This is a genomic window from Shinella sp., assembly GCF_052438155.1.
GTDB lineage: Bacteria > Pseudomonadota > Alphaproteobacteria > Rhizobiales > Rhizobiaceae > Shinella.
In genome coordinates this window covers 1-22513 of sequence record NZ_JBQVPI010000043.1, presented here as the reverse complement: position 1 = coordinate 22513, position 22513 = coordinate 1, and the positions used below count along the sequence as shown (strand labels likewise).

Sequence of the window (22513 nt, the reverse complement as noted above, 5' to 3'; positions counted from 1 at the left end):
GTGCTGGACAGGCAACATCTATCGATCTTGCGTGAAGTCGACCGTTTGGGCAGCCTAACGGCTGCGGCTGAGCGGCTGAACGTCTCCCAGTCGGCTCTTAGCCATACGATCCGCAAGTTGGAAGAGCGCTGCGGCGTGGCGATGTGGGAAAAGGACGGCCGTAACCTTCGTCTCACCGAGGCTGGCCGCTACATCGTGACACTGGCGCAGCGCGTTCTGCCCCAGATTGAAAGGGCCGAGGATGTCCTGTCGGATTATCGCCACGGCCAGCGAGGCTCGCTCAAGATTGGCATGGAATGCCACCCATGCCACCAGTGGCTTATACGGGTCACAAAGCCCTATCTCACGGAATGGCCGGATGTGGGCCTGGAACTGAAGACATCATTTGCTTTCGGCGGTGTGGCGGCGCTGACGGGGTACGAGATCGATATCCTGATCACGCCGGATCCGATCGAGACGCCCAGCATTCATTATGTTCCAGTGTTCGACTATGAGCTGGTGCTTGCCGTTCCGGCCGATCATCTCCTGACGCTGAAACGCCATGCCTATCCTACGGATCTGATGAATGAGACACTGTTCACCTATCCGGTACCGCCGGAGCGACTGGACGTGTTCACGCAATTTCTGGTGCCCGCCAATTGCCGGCCGCGACATCACCGTAATGTCGAGACGACGGAAATGATGCTTCAACTCGTGGCGGCAGGGCGCGGGGTCAGTGCCATTCCCAGCTGGCTAGTGCGCCGAGAAGCAGCGGCGCTTGGTGTCTGTCCCGTCCGGATTGGTCAGAGCGGTATCCAGAAAAGTATTCATCTCGGATTAAGAGATGGCGACGACACTGTCGATTTCATCGCCGGGTTTCTCGCGACGTCACGCCAGACATCGGCGTGACGTTTCAGGTGTAAGGCCATCTGGAACGTCTGAACCTTGCAAGCGTTCATCGCGCGATCGCAACCTGCCTGCGCTGACGTAACTTCGGCCAGAGGATCAGCCAGCTCACCAGAACAAGGTTCACGACGTTCCACAGGAAACCATGCAGGAACGCCAGGCGGTAAGACCCGGTCGCGTCGAAGATGTAGCCGGCAGCAAGGCCCCCGCATGCCATGCCGAGCACCGTCGCCATCAGCACCAGGCTGATGCGGATGCCGGCTTCACGTGGCGGCAGGAACTGGCGGATGATCACAGCATACATCGGCACTATGCCGCCCTGGAACAGCCCGAACAAGCCGGAGATCACATAGAGCGAGGCTTGGCTGTTGAAGAACAGATAAAGCAGCAGTGCTGCCGCCTGCATGGAGGAGCCGAGGATCAGCATCGGGCCGGCCCCGATCCGGTCCGCGACCACGCCGGAAGCGAGACGGCTGACGACGCCAAGGCCGAGCATCAGCGACACAATCTGCGTGCCTACGGCGACGCCGTACCCGAGATCGCCGCAATAGGCCACGATGTGGACCTGCGGCATCGACATCGCCATGCAGCACGCAAACCCCGCGACGACGAGAATGCCTTGCAGCACATTGGGCTTGAGGCCGAGTTCCCCCCGCGCCGCTTCGGTCGCCGCCTCAGCCTCGGCATAAGCCGCAGTCTGCAGGCGCCGCTTCAGCAGAAGTCCGATCGGCACCATCACCAAAGGGACGAACAGGCCGATACCGATATGGGTGGCCCGCCAGCCCTGCGCCGTTACAAAATGCTCGATGATCAGCGGCCATACCGCGCCGGAGAGATAGCTACCCGAGGCGGCGAAAGTGACGGCAAGTGCGCGCCGCTTGCGGAACCAGTGGGACAGATCGGAAATCAACGGCGAGAATCCAGCAGCGGAGCCGAGGCCGATCACGGCGGAAATCGCGGCGAACTGCCAAATGTTGCTTGTGAAGGCGGCGGCGATATAGCCGATGCAGAGCAGAAAAGCGCCAATCAGCACCGGTGCGACAATGCCGACCCGATCCGCGAGGCGTCCCATCGCCACCCCACCGAAGGCGAAGCCTAGCATGGTGCAGGTATAAGGCAGCGAGGCGCCGCCGCGCAGCGTGTCGAATTCGAGCTGGAGGGTCGGCAGCACCACCACGATCGACCAATTACCGACGCACGCAACAGTGCCAAGAATGAGCGTGAGCGCCAGCCGTAACCAGGCGTAGTTTGAATCGACGCCGCCGACTTCGATTCCACTAGGCGCGCTCATCCACTTCTCCAAATCTGCCATGTCGAATCCGTCTTCAACCCGGTTTTGTACATTGAATGCGATTGGCTTTGCAGTGTCGATAGGGCTCGCAATCTGGACCTTTAGCGCCGTGGCACTTGTTGTCTGGCTCACCCGATAGACTGGGTAAGTCCAACTGGCAGAACTTGCCATTCCGGGGGGCCGTTTGATGGGAAAACGTCGGCGGTCTTAAAGGGATCAGAGCCGTTGATTTCTTGTTTGGTTCAGTTGAGCATCCGCCTCAGTCGGAAAGTCGCGCCCGCGCCGCCAGGAAGTCAAGCATCACCCTCACCCGGGACGGAAGCGTACCGCCCTGGCCCTGAAACACCGCATGGAAGGTCTCGCGATCTCCTGGGTTGAGGTGTTCGACAACTGGCACCAGCCGCCCGGCATCAATGTCGCCCCGGACCGTGAAAGTCGCCATCCGCGCCAATCCGACACCTGCAAGTGCCAGCCGGCGCAACCCCTCCCCGTCGCTCACACGCACCCTTTCGCTTGGCGGCAGCTGGACCGGCAAACCATTTTCCAGCACCGGCCATCCATCCACAGCCCTGGCATAGTTCAGGCTCAGGCGGTTGTGGGTTCTGAGGTCGTCCAAGCTTTCCGGCTTGCCTTGGCATTCGAGATAGGACGGCGCGCCGACGATGGTCATCGACGTACTGCCGAGCTTGCGCGCGATCAGCGTCGACGACTTCAGCGGACCAGCGCGGATCGCGATATCGACGCGCGCGGCCATCAGGTCGACGACGGCGTCGGTCTGGATAATGTCGACGGCGAGTTCCGGAAACGAACCCAGAAGGTCCGGCAGAAGCGGCATCAGCACATGCGTAGCAAAGGAAGCGCTGGCGTTGAGGCGAACGCGGCCGGCAGGGGTGTCGCCGGCCGCTGCCTGCCTCTCCGCATCATCGATATCGGCGAGGATGCTGGCCGCGCGCTCGTGAAATGCGCATCCCTCCGGCGTCAACTGCAATTGCCGCGTCGAACGGTTGATCAGCCGAACGCCAAGTCTCTCTTCTAGCCTCTGCACCAGCTTGCTCACCGCCGATGGCGTCATGCCGCATTCGCGAGCAGCTGCTGAGAAGCCGCCGAGTTCGACAGCCCTGACAAAGACGGCCATTTCGCCGGAGCGATTGATATGTAGTCGCGCCATGTGACTTCAGCTCACAAATGATGTTCCTGCAAGTGGTCTATCTATCAAATCCCCAAGACACCACCTTCCATTCGCCAATGAGGGCATGCTCGTAAAGAGGAGTTCGTATGATGGAATACAGACGGCTTGGATCGTCCGGGTTGAAGGTTCCCGCGCTGTCTTTCGGCGCCGGGACGTTCGGTGGCAAAGGGCCGCTTTTCAGCGCGTGGGGTAACAGCAACGACACCGAGGCGCGCCGGCTTATCGACATCTGCATGGAGGCGGGCGTCAATCTTTTCGACACGGCAGATGTCTATTCGGACGGGGCCTCCGAAGAAGTGCTCGGCGCGGCGATCAAGGGACGGCGCAGCGATGTTCTGATCTCCACCAAAATGGCGCTGCCCATGGGCGACGGCCCGAACGATGCCGGGTCCTCGCGTTCGCGCCTGATCAAGGGCGTTGACGATGCGCTGCGCCGGTTGGATACCGATTATATAGACCTGATGCAACTGCACGCCTTCGATGCCTTCACACCCGTCGAAGAGGTGTTGTCGACACTCGACACGTTGGTGAGCGGTGGAAAAATCCGGTATGTCGGCGTTTCCAATTTCGCCGGCTGGCAACTGATGAAGTCGCTGGCAGCGGCAGAGAAAGGCGGCTATCCGCGCTATGTCGCTCATCAGGTCTATTATTCGCTGGTGGGGCGCGACTATGAATGGGAATTGATGCCGCTTGGGCTCGATCAGGGCGTCGGCGCGCTCGTCTGGAGCCCGCTCGGATGGGGGCGCCTCACCGGAAAGATCAGACGTGGCCAAGCCTGGCCGGACGGAAGCCGCCTGCATGATACGGCCTCGTTCGGTCCGCCGGTCGATGACGAAAAGCTCTACGACATCGTCGATGTGCTTGACGAACTGGTCGGTGAAACCGGCAAGACGATCCCACAGATCGCCATCAACTGGCTGCTGCAGCGCCCGACGGTCTCAAGCGTCATCATTGGCGCCCGCAACGAAGAGCAGCTACGTCAGAACCTGGGTGCCATGGGCTGGTCGTTGACCCCGGACCAGACAGCGCGGCTCGACAAGGCCAGCCGGAAGACCGTCGCCTACCCGTACTTCCCCTATCACCTCCAGCAAGGCTTTGCGCGCCTGAACCCGCCGGCGGTGTGATCCCTTCCCATTCTAACAAGCGGGTGCATACGGCACCGCAGAATTGGGAGTACGAACTCCGCAAACAACCGCCTAATAGGAACCGGCCGGGTGATTTTTCCCGGCCTTTTCACGAGAATGGCGACGGCCGGCGAAACTGGACCTGTCACTGGGTGTGATCAGCAAGGATTCAAGGATTGCAAAGCTCTTGATGGGATTCGAACGAACGTCGCACTCGGACTGCGTCGCGATTGCCAACGCCAAATCAACTTTCAAGGCGGTGACGCGACCGTCGTTGGAATCGCCGGCGCCGATTGCTGATCCTGTTGCCGCGCAATTCCGACCAGCCATTTGTGGAACCGCTGACCGAACGGCTTTTCGAGGGCGGTCCTGTCCCAGGCGAGATAGTAGCGTTCGGAAAGCTTCATGCGAATATCGAAAGGCACGACCAGGCTACCGGCGGCAATCTCATCCTGGACCATGGAAACCTGTGCCAGAACGAACCCCCGACCGTTGGCAGCCGCGTCGATGGCGCTGCTCGAGAGGGTGAAGGAAAGGCCGGAAAACGTTTGCCGGCCGTCGGCGTCTATGAGGCTCGCCCAGTCCTTCCATTGCGGCGATGCCTTGTAGTCTGCTTCCCATTCCACATTGAGAAGGGGAAACGCGAGGATGTCCTGCGGACAGCCTGGAGCGTGGTTTGCAATGAGCGCGGGCGAACAGACCGGAACGACCCAATCGGTGAACAGAGCCGCCACATGTTCGTGGGCGTGGGAGCGCCGGCCGTAGGTAATGCGGAAATCCACCTCCTCCTCGCCGAGGCGCGGCTCCTGCTCTTGGCCGAGGATGCGCACGTTCGATCCCGGACAGAGCGACTGCCAATCGAAGATCTTGCGGCTGACCCACCGGCTGGCGACAGAGGACAGGGCGCTGAGCACAATGCCGCTTTCGTTTCGTGCGCGCGTGAGGACATTGGCCGCGTGGGCGAGTTGTTGGAAGCCCTTTGCAACCTCGCGATAATACAGCCTCCCCCAGAACGATAGCTCCACCCGCCGGCCGCGCCGCTCAAGAAGTGTCAACCCAAGACACTGCTCCAGATTGCGCACCAGCTGGCTGACGGCCCCGGGCGACACGCCGAGGTCTTTCGCGGCAGCGCTCACCGAGCCGCATCGTCCGATGGCTTCGAAAGCCTGCAAGCCACGCAAGGACGGATTCGACATCGATACGCATTCCTCCCAGGGCGCTCCTCTTTAGATTTTCTAAAATAGAACACAGGCGTTGGCAACTTGTTGGCACCGGCAAAACAGCGAACATTCGCTTAGCAAAACGCAAGGAGAGCGAGATGTTTCTCAAGAATGCCTGGTACGTCGCCGCATGGGACCATGAGGTCAGCCGTGAGCTGAAACCCGTTACGATCCTCGGTGAAAACGTTGTCCTTTACCGCAGGCAGGATGGCCAGGTCGCCGCGCTCGAAGACGCCTGTCCTCATCGCAAGCTTCCACTTTCCATGGGCCGCATCAAGGGTGACGACGTGGAATGCGGCTACCATGGCCTGACCTTCGACTGTTCAGGCGCTTGCACGCGAGTTCCGGGCGCCGAGCGCATTCCGCATGTTGCCAAGGTGCGCTCCTACCCTGTCCACGAGCGCTACGGCATGCTCTGGATCTGGATGGGCGACGCCGAGAAGGCGGACCCGAAGGATATCTTCGAGGTCGATTATTTCGGTGATCCGGCATGGGGCGTCAATCGCGGCGAGTCCATGACGCTCAACTGCAATTACCTCTACATGACGGACAACCTGCTCGATCCGTCCCATGTCGCCTGGGTCCACCAGTCGTCCTTCGCCAGCTCCGCCTGCGAGGAAACTCCCCTGGAGACGACCGTGAAGGACGATGGCGTCACCGTTTGGCGCTGGATGATCGACTCCGAACCGGCGCCCTTTTATGCGCCCTTCCTGCAGTTCGAGGGCAATACCGACCGCAAGCAGCACTATGAGGTGCGCTATCCAAGCAATGCGATCATCAAGGCGATTTTCACGCCCGCCCATACCGGAGGAGAAGGCCGCGCGCTGCCGGATAACACGTTCCTCATGGACAGCTATAACTTCATGACGCCGGTGGATGAAAACAGGACCAAATATTACTGGTTCCAGATGCGCAACTTCGCGCCCGACGACGCCAAGGTTTCCGAGAGCTTCGCCAAGTCCGTGCGCGGTGCTTTCGAAGAGGACCGCGTCGTGCTGGAGGCCGTCCACCACGGCATGGCCAACAAGCAGACGCCGAACCTCGACCTGAAGATCGACGTCGGCCCGATGCGCTTCCGCCGCAAGCTGGCCCAGATGATCGCCGCCGAGGCGCAAGCCGGGCCTGCCAGCGCGGCGGCAGAGTAAGGATCGCCCAAATGCTGGACGCCGCGGCCTCGCGCTTCCGCCCCTTCGAAGTCATCTCGAAGGTGTGCGAAAGCACAACCATCACGTCTTTCCGACTTGCCCCTCTCGACCTGCAGCACTGGCGGCCGTTCGAGGCTGGACAGTTCCTCACGATACGGGTCCCCGACCGCAAGGGTGGCCACGTCCTGCGCAACTATACGGTCTCCTCGTCTCCGCGCGAGGAAGGCACGTACCGGATCACCGTGAAGCGCGAGGCCGCCCCATCGCAGGATGTGCCGGCGGGCGTGAGTTCCTGCTGGCTGCATGACGAGATCGAGCCCGGCGCCGTCGTCGAGATCGACCTGCCGCGCGGCGCCTTCAAGCTGGACGCGGCGAGTACCCGGCCCGTCGTGCTGCTCTCGGGTGGCGTCGGGCTGACACCGACAGTCTCGATGCTCGACGTGCTGGCGCGGGAAGGCAACCGGCCCGTCTGGTTCGTCCATGCCTGCGACAACAAGGCCGTCCACGCCCTGCGCGGCGAGGTCGAACAGCTTGCCGCCCTCAGGCCCGGCATCTCCGTACATTTCTGCTACCGTTTCGCAGAAAGCGCCGACGTCGATGCGATGCGGTGCCATTCGCAAGGATTTCTGACGCGCGCTACGCTCCAGCAGCTTCTGCCACTCGACGACTACGACATCTACATGTGCGGCCCGCCCCCGTTCATGCAGGCGCTCTATGGCATCCTCACCGGCCTCGGCATCCGCAAGGAACGCATCGCCTATGAATTTTTCGGCCCGGCAACCCTTCTCACGGAAGCGGCACAGACAACACCGCAACCCATGAAGCCACCCGTAGCCGACAACTCCACCGCAGGCGACGGTCCTCATATCGTTCTCCAGAAATCCGGGCACAGGCTCGCCTGGGATGGCACGAGTGAATCCATCCTCGCCTTCCTGGAGGCGCAGGGCATCGAGCCGGAATTCTCCTGTCGGGCGGGGGTCTGCGGAACCTGTGAACAGGGTCTCGTCTCCGGTGAGGTCGAGTATTACGAGGAGCCGCTCGACGTGGTGCCGCAGGATCGGGTGCTGCTGTGCTGCACCCGGCCGAAAACCTCGCTCGTGCTCGATCTGTAGCGGTTTTGAACAACAGGCCGCGGCCTGAACCAGGGGTGCCTTGCCACCCAACGGAGAACGCGTGACGAAACTGCTCCGAGAGGAAATTCCGCTCAATCCGCATGTCGCCGGACTGCCGCCCTACAGTGCCGGCCTGAACATCGCCGCCGCGCAGAAGCACAGCGGGCTGCGGGAAATCGCAGCCCTTGCCAGCAACGAGAACCCGGACGGCTGTTCGCCGAAGGTCGCCGCCGCCCTCGCCGGCCTCAATCCCGCGCGGTATTGCGATCCGGCCTGCACGACGCTGCGCGCGGCCCTCGGCGACAAGCTCGGCGTTCCCGCGGAACGCATCGTCGTCGGCAACGGCTCGGACGGGATGATCGCCGCGGTGTGCCGCGCCATCCTTCGTCCCTACGCCACCGTCGCAACGCTCTGTCCCGACTTCGGCCTTCACGAGATCGAGGCGCTCGAAAACGGCGCGCGCGCCGAGAAGGTCGCCATGCGGGCGGACCTCGATTTTGACATTCCCGCGATCGTGGCCATGCTCGCGCGCAAACCGGCGATCTTCTTTCTCTCCTCTCCGTCCAATCCCGTCGGGCCGGCGCTCGACCGTGACGGACTTCAGCGCATTCTCTCGGCGGTTACACCACAAACGCTCCTCGTTTTGGACGGGGCCTATTTCGAGTTCACCGACGACGACACACCCGGCGGGCTTGACGCCCTCGCGCAGACAGACCTGTCCTGGGTGGTGCTGCGGACCTTTTCCAAGGCCTATGGGCTTGCGGGCCTGCGTGTCGGCTATGCCGTGACGTCGGATCTGCGCCTGGCGCGCGCCATGACCGCTGCCAAGATACCGTTCAACGTCAATGCCGCCGCGCCGGCCGCCGCCCTTGCCGCGCTGGAGGACGAAGCGTGGATGCGAGCATCGGTCGCCGCATTGAAGCAGGAACGGCAGCGCGTTTCCCGGATCGTCGCGGCCCTCGGCTTTCGCGTCGCCGGATCGCAGACGAACTTCCTCTTCATCGACGTCGGCTGGGACAGCCGGGCGGCCCTGGATCACTTCCTGTCGAAAGGAATCATCATCAAGCCGTGGAAGGAAGCCGGCTACGAAACCTTCATCCGCGTGACGATCGGCAGCGCTTCCGAAAACGACCGCTTCCTCGAGGCGCTTCGCGTTCTTGCCAAGGAGTGACGCTCCGCGGCGTCACGACGGCGCAGGAAGGCGCGACGCATGCCAACCAGGTCGAGCAGCTGAAGCGCGTTGCCAAGGCGGACGGGCTATTTATCGACGTCGTCGCCTACCCGTTCATTCTCGACCTCGACAAGGTGCTGGAGGCCAATCCCGTGGAAACCTTGGGGGCCTATGACAAACACCTGAAGCTCGGCGGCTGCAAACTCACGCCGGACGGTTCGCCGCAGGGCAAGACAGCCTGGTTCACCACACCCTATCTGACCAGCGGTCCGGCTGGCGAGAAGGACTGAAAGGGCGAGCCTGGCCTGCCGGTCGACCTCATGCTCGCCGGCACGAAAAAATGCTACGATGCCGGCCTGCAGGTGCTGTTCCATGCCAATGGCGACGCGGCGATCGACTTCCTACTCGAAGCGCATGAGCAAGCAGCTGGCGGCGACCTGACCAAGGACCGGCGCACGGTCGGTATCCACTCGCAGTTCATCCGACCGGACCAGATCGCCAAGTACAAGGAATACGGGATTGTTCCCGCATTTTTCACCGACCACACCTTCCTCTTCGCCGATACGCATATCCTCAATCGCGGCCGCCAGCAGACCGACTTCATCAGCCCGATGAAGAGCGCCTATGCGGCCGGCCTCCAGCCGACCAACCACACAGATGCGTTCGTCGTACCGATCGACCAGATGCTGGCGACGTGGACGGCAGTGAACCGAGTCTCGCGCAACAGCGAGATCATCGGCGCGGAGGAGCGCATCTCGCCGATCTTGCGTTGAAGGCGATTACGATCAACGCGGCCTATCAGTATTTCGAGGAAGACTCGAAGGGGTCACTCGAGGTTGGAAAACGCGCCGACCTGATCGTGCTTTCGGCCAATCCGGTTACCGTCGATCCGATGGCTATCAAGGACATCGAGACGATCAAGGACGGCAAAATCGTTTTCCAGGCACAGTAGACCGATCGCAAACTGGCGTCATTGCGGTAGGGCCGCTCGCCAAGCTGATTCTCCAGCTGAAGATCGACTGCCGGCCTCGACGCCGCTTTCAAGCGCAGGCGGCGTTCGTCTCAATGTCCTGAATGAGGGTGCAATGCTTTCGTCGAGCATGGGCCGCAGTTAGCATCGAGCACGATGCCCAACCGATTTCCTCGCCTTGAAGGGATATGAACCACGGCTCTGCGTTTTTCGAGACTAGCCTCCTGTCTCTCGGAATGCTTCAGTGTCGCCCGGAGGACTGAGCATGGCATACGAGTGGGACCAAGGCCGCGCACGAAAAATGCGTTTAATTAAACTCGCATCTGTGTGGGCATTGTCCGCGCCAGCGCTCAGCGTACCTGCCGGCTTGCTTTTGACGGCATCTCCTCTGCAGACGCACCTCGAACACCTCGGTACAGGTTGAAGAATTATCACGCACCCCTCGGGGCCACCTTTGAGGAAAGGCATTTTTCGGCAACGAGTGCTGTTGAGCTTCATTTAAACAGCTAGATAGTGACTGATTTAGCGGTCGAACCGCTCCAACATCTGCTTCAATTGCGCATTCTGCAGGCGCAGCTTACTCGCCAACTGATCCCGGAGAACCCTAATTTCTTGGTCCAAGGTCATCTCGTCGGAAATGGCGGGAACGACTGGAGATGTTTGCGAAACGACAGCTACCGCTTCGATTGTCTTGGCGCGACCCCTCCTCTTGGCAGGCGCAGGTTTAACAGTCTCTTCGACCTTCTGAGGGGGATATGCGCGGGTGGCGCCGATATCAGGCAACGCCAGATCAGAGGTATCCGCGCGCTCGTCACTACGGCTCTCCCCCGTGCCCTGAAGTTCGCCGCCGGTTTCTGCCAAAGGTTCAGGCTGCGCAGAAACCGTTTGGGATTGAACGAAGGGCTGGGCCTTTTCGCGTGTCGGCTGATCGGCGAGCTTGACGTTCTCCTCGACAGGAGACTCAGTCGGTCCCGCCATCGCCGCGACATCCGGCTTTATGTCCTTGATCGCACTGCCGTCATGTTTTTCCAAGCGGCGTGGCGACACAAGTCGGGCAAGTAGCTTCCATGGAGACGCCATCACTTCGACCTCGCGTTTTTACCCCGCTTGCAGGATGCGAGCTTACGTTTCGGCAGCGGTCGTGACCGCCACCAAAATACTCGTCTCGTTAAGTAAAGAAATGCGGCCGGCGATTGGCCGCCTGCTTGATATCAATCGAACTTCAGCCGCTTGCGCAGATCGGCGTTTTCGGCCCGAAGTTTTTCCGCCAGCAGCTTACGCAGTCTTTGATTCTCTTCTTCCAGTTGCAGGATATCCGCCATCTCATCGCTCTGCACAGCCTGCGCGGCAGGTGCCGTTTGCACCGCCTTCGGAGCGCGCTTCACAAGTGCCCGTTTTGCAGCGCCAGTATCGTCGACCGATTTTGCTTTGCGTCTCCGCTTCTGCTTTTCAGTCGCGCCGGCAGGAGCAACTGCTGGTTCTGCTGCGGCGCCAACCGAGACGGCTTCAGGGGCAGCCCTTTTCGCGCGAGGTTTGCGCTGCTTCTTTGGCGAGAAAGGCGTTTCCACAACGGCCGGCGCATCAGAGGTGGTTATCGTATCGATTTCGTCGGCCATCATCGTCTCCCTTGTCACTGACGCAGTTGTGTGCTCCCCGATCGGCGGTGTCAACAAGGGCCCTGCTGGCGCAGCTTTCGATGGAGAGATTTCGCCAGCGGTGTTGTTTCCCAGGTGCCCATCCGACACAAATGACCTCGCATCTTCCTCTAAATCGAGCGCCACGGACTTGAGATCCATATTGCCCCAGATCGAGTTTGACTTGGGGTCTGGTTTTCGCCGACCGGATTTATATTCAACGGCAAAACTGCGTTGGACTTTTTTCAATTTTAAAGGCCCTGCGTAATCCGTGGAGGTGTTCAGTGACATTTTGAACGTCACCACAAGGCCTGGAAATAACCAATGCCAACGTTCCAGTCCAGCCCATTCCAGTATTTAGCCCTAAGTGCGATCGCCGATCGCAAACGTCTGTCCGATCGCTGCCCGAGTACAAACATTTTTCGCCGTTGTAGAAGCTCTTTTTGACCTTGATGGGAGTCGAACCGATGACCCCACAACTTGTCACCATACTCGCCTTTGTCGCTCCAATGGGGGCTTAGACGATTTCAACGACACATGACCTTGCCTGGGTGGAGTTGCGGCCACCGCCACGTCCAGACCGACGGCGTTGACTGTAGAGAAGATCATAGTTCGGCACCGATGGTGCACCGCCACCGCCCTAGAGCTCCACTCTGTCGCCCGTCGCGCGGTCGAAGAGGTGCAGCTTGTCGGTCGCGAGATACACGCTGACATTCTCTCCAACGAGATGACCGGCGTTGTCCGAAGTGCGGGCAACGATCCGTCCCTCCGCGGTCGTGAGGAACCAGAGCTTTTCGTGCCCGAGGTTTTCGACGCCCTCAACAGTGCCGGCGATGGACGGCCCGTCGCCCGCACCGAGGCGAACATGTTCCGGGCGGATACCGACGGTCAGCGCTGTTGGAAGATGACGAGCGCCCGGCAGGCTCAGTCCACCGATACGGATGCTGTCGCCCTCTGCCCGGCCATCGAAAAAATTCATTGGTGGCGAGCCGATAAACTTGGCGACAAAGAGATTGGCCGGGCGGTGATAGACCTCTTCCGGCGTGCCGAACTGCATGAGGTTCGAGCGGCCTGCCTGCTTCAGTGGCGCCAGCACCGCGATGCGATCACCCATCGTCATCGCCTCGACCTGGTCGTGCGTGACATAGATCATGGTTGAGCCGAGTTCGCGGTGCAGCTTGCTCAGCTCGTAGCGCATGGCGGCACGGAATTCGGCGTCGAGATTGGAAAGCGGCTCGTCAAACAGGAAGACGGCGGGCTTGCGCACGATGGCGCGGGCGAGCGCCACACGCTGGCGCTGGCCGCCGGAAAGCGCGCCTGGCCGCTTGTGCAGGTGGTCCTGCAGGCCGACCATTCGTGCCACATCCGCAACGCTTGCCGCGATCTTCTCCTTCGCCTCTCCCCGCAGCCGCATGCCGAACGAGATGTTGTCGGCGACCGACATATGCGGAAAGAGCGCGTAGTTCTGGAACACCATGGCGACGTCGCGCCTGGCCGGATCGACGTCGTTGACGATACGGTCGCCGATGGAGACGCGGCCGGAGCGGCCCTCCTCCAGCCCGGCGATCAGGCGCAAGGTCGTCGACTTGCCGCAGCCGGACGGCCCGACGAAGACGACGAACTCACCGGACTTGATATCGAGATCGAGATTGCGGACGACATCAACCGAGCCGTAGGAGATATCGATGCCCTGGAGGGAGACAGCGGACATGGTTTTCGTTTCCTTGATTGACCGGTGGGTGTTGCGGCTTACTTGACCGCGCCGAGGCTGAGCCCCTGGACGATGCGGCGCTGGGCGAGGATGGCGAACAGCGCCATCGGCAGGATGATGATGATGGACGCGGCCGACATCGCGCCCCAGTCGATGGAGGCGTAGCCACGGAAACCGGCAACGGCGAGCGTCACGGTCTGCGCCTTCTCGAAGGTCAGCGCGAGCGCAATGGTCAGTTCGTTCCACATCTTGATGCTGTTGAGGATGACCGTGGCGGCTATGCCGGGCGCAGCGATCGGCACGTAGATCGTCCAGACAATGCGCCACGTCCCCGCCCCTTCGAGGCGGGCGGCTTCAGCCAGCGCTTCCGGAATATCCGCAAAGAACGCGCGCAGCAGCCAGATCGTGAAGGGCAGCGTGAAGACCTGGTAGATCAGTGCCAGCCCGATCACCGTGTCGTAGAGACCGATGCTCTGAAAGAGCACGTACATCGGCACGATGAACAGGAACTCAGGCAGCATGTAGGAAATCAGAAGCCAGATCAGGATCGTCTTTCGCCCCGGCACATGCCGCTTGTTGAGGTAATAGGCGGCGGGAATGCCTGCGGCGAGCGCCAGCACATTGCCGATGGCGCAGACGATCAGGCTGTTGAAAAACGCGCCGGAGAAACCCGTCGCAGACCAGGCGCGGCCGAAATTCTCCCAGACCGGCGAGAAGAACCAGACCGGCGGCATGGCGAATGCATCGACGCGCGTCTTGAGGGCGATCGTCAGGATCCAGAAGATCGGGAAAACCGATATGGCGACAGCCGCAACGGCAACCGCATAGGGCCAGAACCTGCGGCGGAAAGACGTGGAAGCACTCATGCCTTTTCTCCGTCGTCGGTATCGATCATCAGATAGATGATGCAGAGGGTGAGGATGATGAGCGAGAAGACCACCGCGATCGCCGCCGACTCCCCGAACTTGTAGGATTTGAACGCCGTCTGGTAGGCGAGCGTCTGCACGCTCTCGGTCGCCCGGAGCGGACCGCCGCCGGTCGTGCCGAAGATGATGTCGAAGACCTTCAGCGTATCGATGGTGCGGAAGATGATGACGGTGATCAGCACCGGCTTCAGCATCGGCAGCGTGACGTGGCGAAAGGTCTGGAAGGGTGTCGCGCCCTCGAGCCGTGCCGCCTCGAACGGTTCGGCCGGCAGGCTTTTCAGCGCCGAAGACAGGATGATGAAGGTGAAGGCTGTCTGCCACCAGGTATCGATCATGATGATCGAGGGCATGGCGGTCGGCACCGTGCCGAGCCAGGCCGGACCGGGTATGCCGACGAGTGACAGCAGGTAATTGACGATCCCGAGCGTTGGATCGAGCATGACCTTCCAGATCAGCGAGACTGCAATGCCCGAAACCATCAGCGGCAGGATCATCAGCGTACGGATGAGGCCCGCGCCGATGCGCACACGGTTAATGGCGAGCGCCAGGCCAAGGCCGAGCAGCGTTTCGATCACCACGGCAAAGGTTGCGAAATAGAAGGTGTTGAACAGCGCTTTCGGGAAGCCGCTGCCGGACAGGATGCGTTGGAAATTCCTGAGCCCGACGAACTTCGCCTCCGAACCCCAGTTCCACTGCTGTAACGAGAGATAGCCGGAATAGACGATCGGATAGAGTGTTCCTGCAGCGAGCAGCAGCAAGGCAGGCGCAATCAGCCAACGGAAATGTTTGTCTCGGCGCATGGTCGATACGATCCTGCTTTCGGAAGGGATGGGGCCGGACGTGCCGGCCCCGCGGGAAACGGCCTATTCGAGCGTGTCCTGAACATTCGTCTGGAGTTCCCCCACCGCATCTTCCGGCGACGTGCCCTGGTAGATCTGGTGGATGGCATCGACGATCAGCAGAACGACGTCGTTCCAGCCCTGGCGGAAGACGGATGTGGGACGCGTGTGCTGCATCTGGGCCTTTACCGCCGCGACATAGCCGGCGTCGAGCGCCTTGACGTAGTCGGCATCAGCCCAGGACGAGTCACGCGGCGCGCCGCCGGTCGCGACACCGAGGGCCGCCGTCATCTTCTTGTTCGTCGCCCACTGCACGAAGAGCCAGGCCGCATCCTTCTTGCCGGAATTCTTGGCAATCGAGATGCCCCAGGACCAATGGCCGCTATAGCCGATGTCCCCGGTGGAGGCGGGCAGCGGCGCATAGCCGACCTTGCCGGCAATCGCCGAGTTCTTTGCATCCTCGAAACCCGGGCCGAAGACCGAAGCATCGACGAAGAAGGCGGCGTTGCCCTGCGAGAAGAAGCGGCTTGCATCTTCCCAGCCGTAGGAAAGCGCACTTGGCGGGCCTGCCTTCAGGAGGCCGGCATAATAGGAAAGACCCTTGGCGATGCGCGGATCGTTGAAGCGCGGCTTCGACCAGTCGCCGTCGAACCAGATGTTGTAGGGAAGGTTCGCCGGTTCGTTGCCCCATGCGTCAAGCACGATGCCGGTCATAGTATCGACCAGCTCGGCCGAACGCTTGCCACGCATCGAAGCGCCAAAGACCTTGCCTTCGCCCTTGGCACTGATTTCGTTGGCAGCCGCGATCAGCTCATCCATCGTCGCCGGCACCTTGCCGCTGAGGTACTTTTCGACCAGTTCCTTGTTGTAGAACAGCGTATAGGCCTCGAAGGAGATCGGGATCGCATAGAGCTGTGGATTGGCTTCACCGACCGGGAAGGATGCACCGGCGCGGAACCCTTCCGGATAATCGGCAAGATTATAGTCCGCGTCCGTCTTAGCCGCGTCCTCGAGATAGGGTGTCAGCGGCTCCACCACACCGGCTTCCCACTGCGTATAGAGCGCCGAGTCCATCTGGATCATATAGACGTCAGCGACCGATTCCGCCGAGCGAACGGCAAGGTTCATGCGATCCGAATAGAGATCTTCGGCAAAGGCATCGATCTTGACCTTGATGCCGGTCTCCGCCTCGAACTCTCCGACATGCTTGCGCAGCTCGGCCGTCCACGGATGCTCGCTCAGAAGCACCGTGATTTCCTGGCCGGACTGCTGCTTCCAGTCCACCGCGAATGCGCTGGTGGACAGGGCGAAAGCCGCGAACGCGGCTGACAGCGTGATGAATCCCCTTCGTTTCATAAGTCTGCTCCCAGTTGGTTTTGGTGACACGCAGTAAGTTGTTCACTTGACAACTTGTTACTACATGTTAAAGACCAGCTAACACAGGCTTGAGACGCTGTCTAGTGCCCGGACGAAAGCGACGAACGGCAGGAAAGCCGGGACTGGATAGTTTCGCCGGATCGAAGGACAGGCCAGACTATCCGCGGAACACCGCCACGAAGAGGACGAAATGAGCAAGATCACGCGGGAATTCGACTATGTCATCGTCGGCGCCGGTTCGGCGGGCTGCGTGCTGGCCAGCCGCCTGACGGAAGATCCGGCCGTTTCGGTCTGCCTGCTCGAAGCAGGCCCGAGCGACCGCAGCATTTTCATCCAGATGCCGGCGGCGTTGACCTTCCCCATCGAAAGCGACCGCTACAACTGGAAATTCGAGAGCGAGCCGGAAACGGAACTGCATGGCCGCAGCATCGGCCAGGCGCGCGGCCGCGGGCTCGGCGGCAGCTCCTCCATCAACGGCATGGTCTATGTCCGGGGCGCGCGGCAGGACTACGACGGCTGGCGTGACCTCGGCGTCGAAGGCTGGGATTTCGACGATTGCCTGCCCTTTTTCAAGAAGATGGAGAGCTTCGAGGGCGGACTTGACCCCATGCGCGGCGGCTCCGGCCCGATCAGCGTGGTGCGCAGCAAGGCCGATCACCCGCTCTACCGTGCCTTTCTTTCAGCCGGCCAGGAATTCGGCTTGCGCGATGCAGGTGACTACAACAGCGGCAACCAGGACGGTGTCCACATCACCCAGGCAACCATTCGCGATGGCGTGCGCTGCAGCACCAGCCTCGCTTATCTTGCCCCGGCGCGCCACCGCCCGAACCTGACCGTGATGACCGGCTGCCTGGTGGAAAAGATCCTCCTCGACGGCCGAACCGCCAGCGGCGTCACGATCTCCCGCCGCGGCGAAAAGACCACGATCCGCGCAGCGCGCGAAACCATCCTGTCCGCCGGTACGGTCGGCTCGCCCCATCTCCTGATGCTCTCCGGCATCGGCGACCGCGCGCCGCTGAAGGAACACGGCATCGCCAGCACCGCCCATCTGCCGGGCGTGGGCGCGGACCTGCAGGACCACGTCGTGGCCCCCCTGCGTTTCACATCGCCCGGCGGCGTCTCGATCCGTCGGCAGCTGAATATGGTCGGCCGCCTCAAGCTCGGCGTCGAGTGGCTGCTGTTCAAGCGCGGCCTCGGCGCGACCAATTTCTTCGAGGTCGGAGCCTTCTTCAAGAGCGGCGAAACGGTCCCCTATTTCAACATGCAACACGAATTCCTGCCGTTCCTCGCCGATTTCCAATCCGGAAAGGTGGCGATTTCGGACGGCTTCCAGTATTTCGTCAGCCAGATGCGGCCCTACAGCCGCGGCCGGATCGCGCTCAAGTCCGCCGATCCCGCCGCAAAACCCTCCATCCGCTTCAACTATCTCACCGACCGGCGCGACACGGTCGAGATGGTCGATGGCATCCGCAAGACGTTGGAGATAGCAAACCAGTCCGCCTGGTCAGGCTATAGGGGCACCGCCGTCGATACGCCGGAGCGCGACGCCTCCGATTCCGAAATCGAGGCCTGGCTGCGCACCGTCGCCAACACCGAGCACCACCCGACCAGCACCTGCCGCATGGGCGCGGACGACCTTGCCGTCACCGATTCCGCCGGCCGGGTACATGGGCTGGAGAAACTGCGTATCGTCGACGGCTCCATCCTGCCGCGCGTTCCCTCAGCCAACATCAATGCTCCGATCATCATGGCTGCGGAAAAGATCGCCGCGACCATGACGCGCGGCTGACCCAGAAAGGCAGGCTCCACAGGCGGCATCCTTGCCCACTTGTCTCGACATGTTAGAGACTATGCGTCCGATGCCCTTGAAGAGGAGAAAAAACCGATGACCGAAACCTGGCTGAAGAAGAAACCGATCCGCAAGAGCGGCGCCGTGCCAATGTATGTGCAGGTCGCCGAAATCCTCGATACCGAGGTGAAATCGCGCAACGGCGCGCATTTCGCGCTGCCCTCGGAAGGCGAGCTGTCACGCGAGTTCGGCGTTTCGCGCGTCACCGTCCGCCAGGCCCTGAAGCAACTGGAAACGCGCGGCGTCATCTACAGCGAACATGGCCGTGGTTATTTCAGCACCTCATCTCGCATGCGCGGCGTCTCGGGCTTCCACAGCTTCACGACGGAAGTGCGCAAGTTCGGCGGCGAGCCGGGATCGGCGATCGTCGCTTATGAGGAGAAGCAGCCGCTGTCGCCCGCCTTCCGCAAGCACCTTCAGACGGAAGGCGAGAGCAAGCCGGACTTCATCTTCCTGCGTCGTGTACGCTCGATCGATGGTGATCCGGTTGCGCTGGAAGATGCCTACCTGCCGATGGCGCTCTATCCCTCGGCAACCCGGGCGATGTTCGAAGGCGCCTCCCTCTATGCAGAAATGACGGCGACCTGGGGCATCGTTCCCACCTGGACCGATGCGCTGTTCGAACCGGCAGCCGCAACCGCTGAGGAAGCTGCCCATCTTCGTATCGAACTCGGCGCACCCATCCTGATCGTCTGGCGCGTGACCGTGACCGACACCGACCAGGCCGTCGAATATGTGAAGTCCGTCTACAAGGGCGATGGCTTCATGCTCAACGTCAACCGCTATCGCCTCTAGGAGCAGGTCCGTGTCGCAACAGGATTTCGCAATCGGCGTGGATATCGGCGGCGGCAGCACCAAGATCGGTCTTGTCTCGGCTGGGGGCGAGATCGTCGAGCGCCGCCGCGTCGTCATCGACGATGCCGACAGCGCTGATGCCATCGTCGAGCACTATGCGAAAGCGATCCGCGACATCCTGGCCGCACATCCGCAGGTCAAGCCGCTGGGCATCGGCATCGGCTTTCCGGGGCGCATCCATCCGGACAATCTGTCCGGCGATCTCGGTAACATACCCACGCTCGACGATTTTCCACTAGCCAGGCGCATTGGCGAACTGTTCTCCCTCCCCGCCCGGATGGAAAACGACGGGACCGCAGCCGGCCTGGCAGAAGCGATGTTCGGCAAGGACAAGCACGCCCGACGCCTCCTGGTGATCGCGGCCGGCACCGGCATCGGCGTGGCGCTCACCATCGATGGAAGGCCCTTCATCACCTCGGGCGGAGGCCTCGGCAACGCCGGGCAGCTCATCATCCATGGCAGCGAAGGCCGGCCCTGTCGGCAAGGCTGCGTCGGCTGCCTGGAATCGTTGGCCTCTGGTGATGCGTTGAACGGCATCGCACGGCTCTACTGCTCCGAGGTACCGGACAGCCCGCTCGCCACAAGGGCGCGCGATCTCGGCCGGGAGGCCGATGCGTCGGATGTCGTGGTTCTGGCGCTCGAAGGCGATACGGCTGCGAAAGCAATGCTCGCCGATGTCGGACGCTGGCTCGGCCGTGGCGCGGCGACCTGGGTGCAGATTTTCGCACCGGATGTCATCCTGCTTGGCGGCGGACTGAGTGCTGCCGGCGATCTGCTGCTGGCGCCCCTCGAACGGGAAGCCCGGCTCTGCGGTCTCGATATGTATCTCGCACCGGTGCGCTTCTCCCTCGCTTCGCTAGGCAACGATGCCGGCATTGTCGGCGCGGCCGCGCAAATCTTTCTCACCCCCCAGCCATGATGGAGTTTCCGTGTCCCAGTCCTATCTAGACGAAATCGCCGAACAGCCGGCAGCCATCCGCAAGCTCGGCCAGCTCATCACGCCGGGCCTGATTGCCGAGGTCCAGGCGATCCGCACCGCGATCGACAGGGGAGACGTGCGGCATGTCATTCTCACCGGCATGGGTGGCTCCCTGTTCAGCACCTACGGCACCTGGCTGAGGCTCAGCCAGTCGCTACCGGTCCCGGTCTCGCTTTGGGATACGTCGGAGCTGATCCAACAGGCACCCGCGCTCTTGCGTTCGGGCACCGCAATCGTCGCCATCTCGCAATCGGGCGAAAGCGTCGAACTGTGCCGCATGACGGAACTGGATACAGGCGCCAATATCCGGGTCGCAATCACCAACACCCGTGACAACACCCTGGCACGTTGGGCCTCGCTGGCGCTGGCGACGGAGGTCGGCCCCGAGCAGACCGTTTCGACCAAAACCTATACCGCCGGCCTTGCCGCCCTCTACATCCTTGAGCGGCTGCTGACCGGTGATGGCCATACGCTCGCCGAAGAAATCGCCGTGCTCGCCGACGCCGTCGATACGCTTCTCACCACCCTGCCCGCGAAACTGGACGACATGTTGGCCTTCCTCGGCCACGATATGCCCCTGACCTTCATCGGCCGCGGTGGAAGCTATGCCAGTGCCATGATGGCTGCGCTGGTGACGGCGGAAGCAGCGAAAGCCCCGACGCAGGCCCTTTCCGGCGGTCAATTTCGTCATGGTCCGCTGGAGTTGGTGCGCGAAGGCTTCCGCAGCATGCTCTTCCTCGGCGGTCCCGGCGCGACGCTCGACCTCAACCTGAAGACCGCCTCCGACATCGCCCGCTTCGACGGCCGCTGCCTTGTCGTCGCCCCCGAGAGCACGGCGACGGCCTATGACGGGAGCGGACCGGTCCTGTCTCTGCCGGCGGTGGCGGAAGGACTGCTACCCGTGCTGGAAATCCTGCCCATCCAGCTTCTGATGGTCCCGATGGCCCTTGCACGCGGCTTCGAGCCGGCGAAATTCCTTAACGGCTCGAAGATCACGGTCATCGAATGATGGTGGCGCCCGTCGACCCAGCTTAGTTGGGTCGACGTATCTTATGCTGCGGGCTCTTGAATAGGTTCGAACCGTTGGCCTTGGCGTCGGATCGTCGTTTCGAGTGAGTTTTCAAAACGAAGCGCTCAATTCCGAACGTCACATCACCAGGATCGACTGGAAATCGTTCACATTGGCCCCTCGTCACGACAAGGTCACCAACGGCTTCGAACGCGCTCCACGCGTCGTCTTCTGCCAGCGCGGCGTGCGGATCAATACCGGCACGGCGCATTCGCGCCACGGTCGTGCTGTCGGCGAAGGCACCGGCGTTGTCTTCGGAGAAGTCTATCCCGTCGGTGTCTGCCGCCAACGCTGCGACACCATCGATCCCGTCTATCGCATTGGCCAACGCCGGCAGAAACTCCATGTCCGCCCGACCTTGCCCTTGCCGCATAGCGAGACTGTCGTCTCGCCGCCGGACAGCAAAACGACCGGCGTCTCGAACGGCTGGTTTCGCAGCGCACTTCTCGCGCTATGCCCGCCAACACCATTCCGACGTCGCGGGCTTCGCTCTCGATTGCGTAGGAAAGAATATGCGCCGGAACGCCGTGTTCGAGCGCCCGTCGTTTGGCAGCCGCCAACGAAATCCCGGCCGAAGCCACGATATGAACCTCGTTCCTCGCGAACATCGGGTCTATGGCTGTATTTCGGCGTGAAATAGTGGGTCAGACGCACTTTCGATGACGTTTGATCATGATGGTCCGACAAGCGGGTTTGAAGGAGATCGATTTTCGCCCGGCCGTACATCTGCCGCTTCACCATTTTCAGTTTGTTCATCTGGCCTTCAACCTGACCGCTTGACCATGGCTGTTCGATTGCATTGCGAATGGCCTCGATCTCTTTGGAAACGCCGTTCCCAAAGGAGGCAATCAGGCTTGATTTGGTATCGCAGATCCAAGGGCTCAAGTCAGATATATTTCTCTTGCGGATCATCGTCTGGAACCGGTCAAGCAAAGTTCTCGCCGTAGCCAGTGCCGGGACGCTCTTCTCACGGCAGGTCTGGGGTCGATGACCGCCGTGTTCTGAGCTGCATCATCTTCGTCAATCGCAATGGCTTGCGGTGGCGGGATGCACCCCGGGAGTACGGGCCGCACAAGACGCTCTATAACCGTTGGAAGCGTTGGGGTGTTATGGGCGTGTTTGGCCGGGTGATGGAAGGTCTTGCCGTCGAGAGCGCAGATCCGAAGA

Annotated in this window: 21 protein-coding genes and 3 pseudogenes; 13 read left to right on the top strand and 11 right to left on the bottom strand. The window is 61.5% G+C overall.

The window, feature by feature from the left end; translation table 11 throughout:
• On the top strand, nt 1-888 hold the full coding sequence (locus ACT6VE_RS32150) for a LysR family transcriptional regulator (RefSeq protein ID WP_444802300.1): 888 nt from the start codon (nt 1-3) through the stop codon (nt 886-888).
• Between the two features lie 46 nt (nt 889-934).
• Here the strand turns inward: ACT6VE_RS32150 and ACT6VE_RS32145 are convergent, their stop codons facing one another.
• Together ACT6VE_RS32145 and ACT6VE_RS32140 are read right to left on the bottom strand one after the other, a co-directional pair.
• Nucleotides 935-2197, bottom strand: a complete 1263-nt coding sequence (locus tag ACT6VE_RS32145; RefSeq protein WP_444802307.1) for an MFS transporter — start codon at nt 2195-2197, stop codon at nt 935-937.
• Between the two features lie 238 nt (nt 2198-2435).
• Nucleotides 2436-3344 (bottom strand): LysR family transcriptional regulator, encoded by a 909-nt coding sequence (locus ACT6VE_RS32140; protein ID WP_444802299.1) that lies wholly within the window; start codon nt 3342-3344, stop codon nt 2436-2438.
• A gap of 110 nt (nt 3345-3454) precedes the next feature.
• Between ACT6VE_RS32140 and ACT6VE_RS32135 the strand changes: the two genes are divergently transcribed.
• Nucleotides 3455-4489, top strand: a complete 1035-nt coding sequence (locus ACT6VE_RS32135) for an aldo/keto reductase (protein WP_444802298.1) — start codon at nt 3455-3457, stop codon at nt 4487-4489.
• A gap of 251 nt (nt 4490-4740) precedes the next feature.
• Here the strand turns inward: ACT6VE_RS32135 and ACT6VE_RS32130 are convergent, their stop codons facing one another.
• Complete coding sequence (locus tag ACT6VE_RS32130; protein ID WP_444802297.1) at nt 4741-5685, bottom strand: LysR substrate-binding domain-containing protein; 945 nt, start codon at nt 5683-5685, stop codon at nt 4741-4743.
• Nucleotides 5686-5807: 122 nt separating this feature from the next.
• Here ACT6VE_RS32130 and ACT6VE_RS32125 point away from each other — a divergent pair, with 122 nt between their 5' ends.
• The 6 genes from ACT6VE_RS32125 to ACT6VE_RS32100 all read left to right on the top strand — a co-directional run bounded on the left by ACT6VE_RS32125 (nt 5808) and on the right by ACT6VE_RS32100 (nt 10089).
• Nucleotides 5808-6854, top strand: a complete 1047-nt coding sequence (locus tag ACT6VE_RS32125) for an aromatic ring-hydroxylating dioxygenase subunit alpha (protein ID WP_444802296.1) — start codon at nt 5808-5810, stop codon at nt 6852-6854.
• 11 nt (nt 6855-6865) lie between these two features.
• Nucleotides 6866-7966 (top strand): 2Fe-2S iron-sulfur cluster-binding protein, encoded by a 1101-nt coding sequence (locus ACT6VE_RS32120; RefSeq protein ID WP_444802295.1) that lies wholly within the window; start codon nt 6866-6868, stop codon nt 7964-7966.
• A 61-nt stretch (nt 7967-8027) separates the two neighbouring features.
• Nucleotides 8028-9137 carry an aminotransferase class I/II-fold pyridoxal phosphate-dependent enzyme gene (locus ACT6VE_RS32115; RefSeq protein WP_444802294.1) on the top strand — a complete coding sequence of 370 codons (1110 nt, stop codon included), beginning with the start codon at nt 8028-8030 and terminating at the stop codon, nt 9135-9137.
• Nucleotides 9134-9427: an amidohydrolase family protein gene (locus tag ACT6VE_RS32110; protein ID WP_444802293.1), complete on the top strand. Its 294-nt coding sequence runs from the start codon at nt 9134-9136 to the stop codon at nt 9425-9427. Before ACT6VE_RS32115 ends, ACT6VE_RS32110 begins: the two co-directional genes overlap by 4 nt.
• A 30-nt stretch (nt 9428-9457) precedes the next feature.
• On the top strand, nt 9458-9910 hold the full coding sequence (locus tag ACT6VE_RS32105; protein ID WP_444802292.1) for an amidohydrolase family protein: 453 nt from the start codon (nt 9458-9460) through the stop codon (nt 9908-9910).
• Nucleotides 9907-10089 carry an amidohydrolase family protein gene (locus ACT6VE_RS32100; RefSeq protein WP_444802291.1) on the top strand — a complete coding sequence of 61 codons (183 nt, stop codon included), beginning with the start codon at nt 9907-9909 and terminating at the stop codon, nt 10087-10089. Before ACT6VE_RS32105 ends, ACT6VE_RS32100 begins: the two co-directional genes overlap by 4 nt.
• 540 nt (nt 10090-10629) lie before the next feature.
• Here ACT6VE_RS32100 and ACT6VE_RS32095 read toward each other — a convergent pair.
• The 6 genes from ACT6VE_RS32095 to ACT6VE_RS32070 form a co-directional block, all read right to left on the bottom strand.
• A complete protein-coding gene (locus ACT6VE_RS32095; RefSeq protein ID WP_444802290.1) occupies nt 10630-11139 on the bottom strand; it encodes a hypothetical protein in 510 nt (169 codons plus the stop codon).
• A gap of 179 nt (nt 11140-11318) precedes the next feature.
• The gene (locus ACT6VE_RS32090; RefSeq protein ID WP_444802306.1) at nt 11319-11990 is read right to left on the bottom strand and encodes a transcriptional regulator; all 672 of its coding nucleotides are present in this window, start codon (nt 11988-11990) and stop codon (nt 11319-11321) included.
• Between the two features lie 391 nt (nt 11991-12381).
• Nucleotides 12382-13452, bottom strand: coding sequence for an ABC transporter ATP-binding protein (locus ACT6VE_RS32085; RefSeq protein WP_444802289.1), 1071 nt, complete (start codon nt 13450-13452; stop codon nt 12382-12384).
• A gap of 38 nt (nt 13453-13490) precedes the next feature.
• A complete protein-coding gene (locus ACT6VE_RS32080) occupies nt 13491-14318 on the bottom strand; it encodes a carbohydrate ABC transporter permease (RefSeq protein WP_444802288.1) in 828 nt (275 codons plus the stop codon).
• Nucleotides 14315-15178 (bottom strand): carbohydrate ABC transporter permease, encoded by an 864-nt coding sequence (locus ACT6VE_RS32075; protein ID WP_444802287.1) that lies wholly within the window; start codon nt 15176-15178, stop codon nt 14315-14317. The genes ACT6VE_RS32080 and ACT6VE_RS32075 overlap by 4 nt, the downstream gene beginning before the upstream one ends.
• Nucleotides 15179-15241: 63 nt before the next feature.
• Nucleotides 15242-16573: an ABC transporter substrate-binding protein gene (locus ACT6VE_RS32070; protein ID WP_444802286.1), complete on the bottom strand. Its 1332-nt coding sequence runs from the start codon at nt 16571-16573 to the stop codon at nt 15242-15244.
• 211 nt (nt 16574-16784) lie between these two features.
• Between ACT6VE_RS32070 and ACT6VE_RS32065 the strand changes: the two genes are divergently transcribed.
• The 4 genes from ACT6VE_RS32065 (at nt 16785) to ACT6VE_RS32050 (ending at nt 21286) form a co-directional block, all read left to right on the top strand.
• On the top strand, nt 16785-18383 hold the full coding sequence (locus tag ACT6VE_RS32065; protein ID WP_444802285.1) for a choline dehydrogenase: 1599 nt from the start codon (nt 16785-16787) through the stop codon (nt 18381-18383).
• Nucleotides 18384-18479: 96 nt separating this feature from the next.
• Nucleotides 18480-19238: a GntR family transcriptional regulator gene (locus ACT6VE_RS32060; RefSeq protein WP_444802284.1), complete on the top strand. Its 759-nt coding sequence runs from the start codon at nt 18480-18482 to the stop codon at nt 19236-19238.
• A gap of 10 nt (nt 19239-19248) precedes the next feature.
• On the top strand, nt 19249-20217 hold the full coding sequence (locus tag ACT6VE_RS32055; protein WP_444802283.1) for an ROK family protein: 969 nt from the start codon (nt 19249-19251) through the stop codon (nt 20215-20217).
• Between the two features lie 10 nt (nt 20218-20227).
• A complete protein-coding gene (locus ACT6VE_RS32050; RefSeq protein ID WP_444802282.1) occupies nt 20228-21286 on the top strand; it encodes an SIS domain-containing protein in 1059 nt (352 codons plus the stop codon).
• A 138-nt stretch (nt 21287-21424) separates the two neighbouring features.
• On the opposite strand, the pseudogene ACT6VE_RS32045 reads toward ACT6VE_RS32050, so the two are convergent.
• Both ACT6VE_RS32045 and ACT6VE_RS32040 read right to left on the bottom strand, forming a co-directional pair.
• A pseudogene (locus ACT6VE_RS32045) lies at nt 21425-21960 on the bottom strand (MOFRL family protein); the annotation flags it as partial.
• A gap of 70 nt (nt 21961-22030) precedes the next feature.
• Nucleotides 22031-22315, bottom strand: a pseudogene (locus ACT6VE_RS32040) (transposase); the annotation flags it as partial.
• Here ACT6VE_RS32040 and ACT6VE_RS32035 point away from each other — a divergent pair.
• Nucleotides 22312-22513: pseudogene (locus ACT6VE_RS32035) on the top strand (transposase); the annotation flags it as partial. The pseudogenes ACT6VE_RS32040 and ACT6VE_RS32035 sit on opposite strands and share 4 nt — an antisense overlap.

Bases quoted from the DNA above. Each gene is read 5' to 3' on its own strand.
- ACT6VE_RS32070 (WP_444802286.1), bottom strand. From the start codon at position 16,573: ATGAAACGAAGGGGATTCATCACGCTGTCAGCCGCGTTCGCGGCTTTC.
- ACT6VE_RS32125 (WP_444802296.1), top strand. From the start codon at position 5,808: ATGTTTCTCAAGAATGCCTGGTACGTCGCCGCATGGGACCATGAGGTC.
- ACT6VE_RS32080 (WP_444802288.1), bottom strand. From the start codon at position 14,318: ATGAGTGCTTCCACGTCTTTCCGCCGCAGGTTCTGGCCCTATGCGGTT.
- ACT6VE_RS32135 (WP_444802298.1), top strand. From the start codon at position 3,455: ATGGAATACAGACGGCTTGGATCGTCCGGGTTGAAGGTTCCCGCGCTG.
- ACT6VE_RS32060 (WP_444802284.1), top strand. From the start codon at position 18,480: ATGACCGAAACCTGGCTGAAGAAGAAACCGATCCGCAAGAGCGGCGCC.
- ACT6VE_RS32145 (WP_444802307.1), bottom strand. From the start codon at position 2,197: ATGGCAGATTTGGAGAAGTGGATGAGCGCGCCTAGTGGAATCGAAGTC.
- ACT6VE_RS32140 (WP_444802299.1), bottom strand. From the start codon at position 3,344: ATGGCGCGACTACATATCAATCGCTCCGGCGAAATGGCCGTCTTTGTC.
- ACT6VE_RS32085 (WP_444802289.1), bottom strand. From the start codon at position 13,452: ATGTCCGCTGTCTCCCTCCAGGGCATCGATATCTCCTACGGCTCGGTT.
- ACT6VE_RS32130 (WP_444802297.1), bottom strand. From the start codon at position 5,685: ATGTCGAATCCGTCCTTGCGTGGCTTGCAGGCTTTCGAAGCCATCGGA.
- ACT6VE_RS32065 (WP_444802285.1), top strand. From the start codon at position 16,785: ATGAGCAAGATCACGCGGGAATTCGACTATGTCATCGTCGGCGCCGGT.
- ACT6VE_RS32120 (WP_444802295.1), top strand. From the start codon at position 6,866: ATGCTGGACGCCGCGGCCTCGCGCTTCCGCCCCTTCGAAGTCATCTCG.
- ACT6VE_RS32105 (WP_444802292.1), top strand. From the start codon at position 9,458: ATGCTCGCCGGCACGAAAAAATGCTACGATGCCGGCCTGCAGGTGCTG.
- ACT6VE_RS32075 (WP_444802287.1), bottom strand. From the start codon at position 15,178: ATGCGCCGAGACAAACATTTCCGTTGGCTGATTGCGCCTGCCTTGCTG.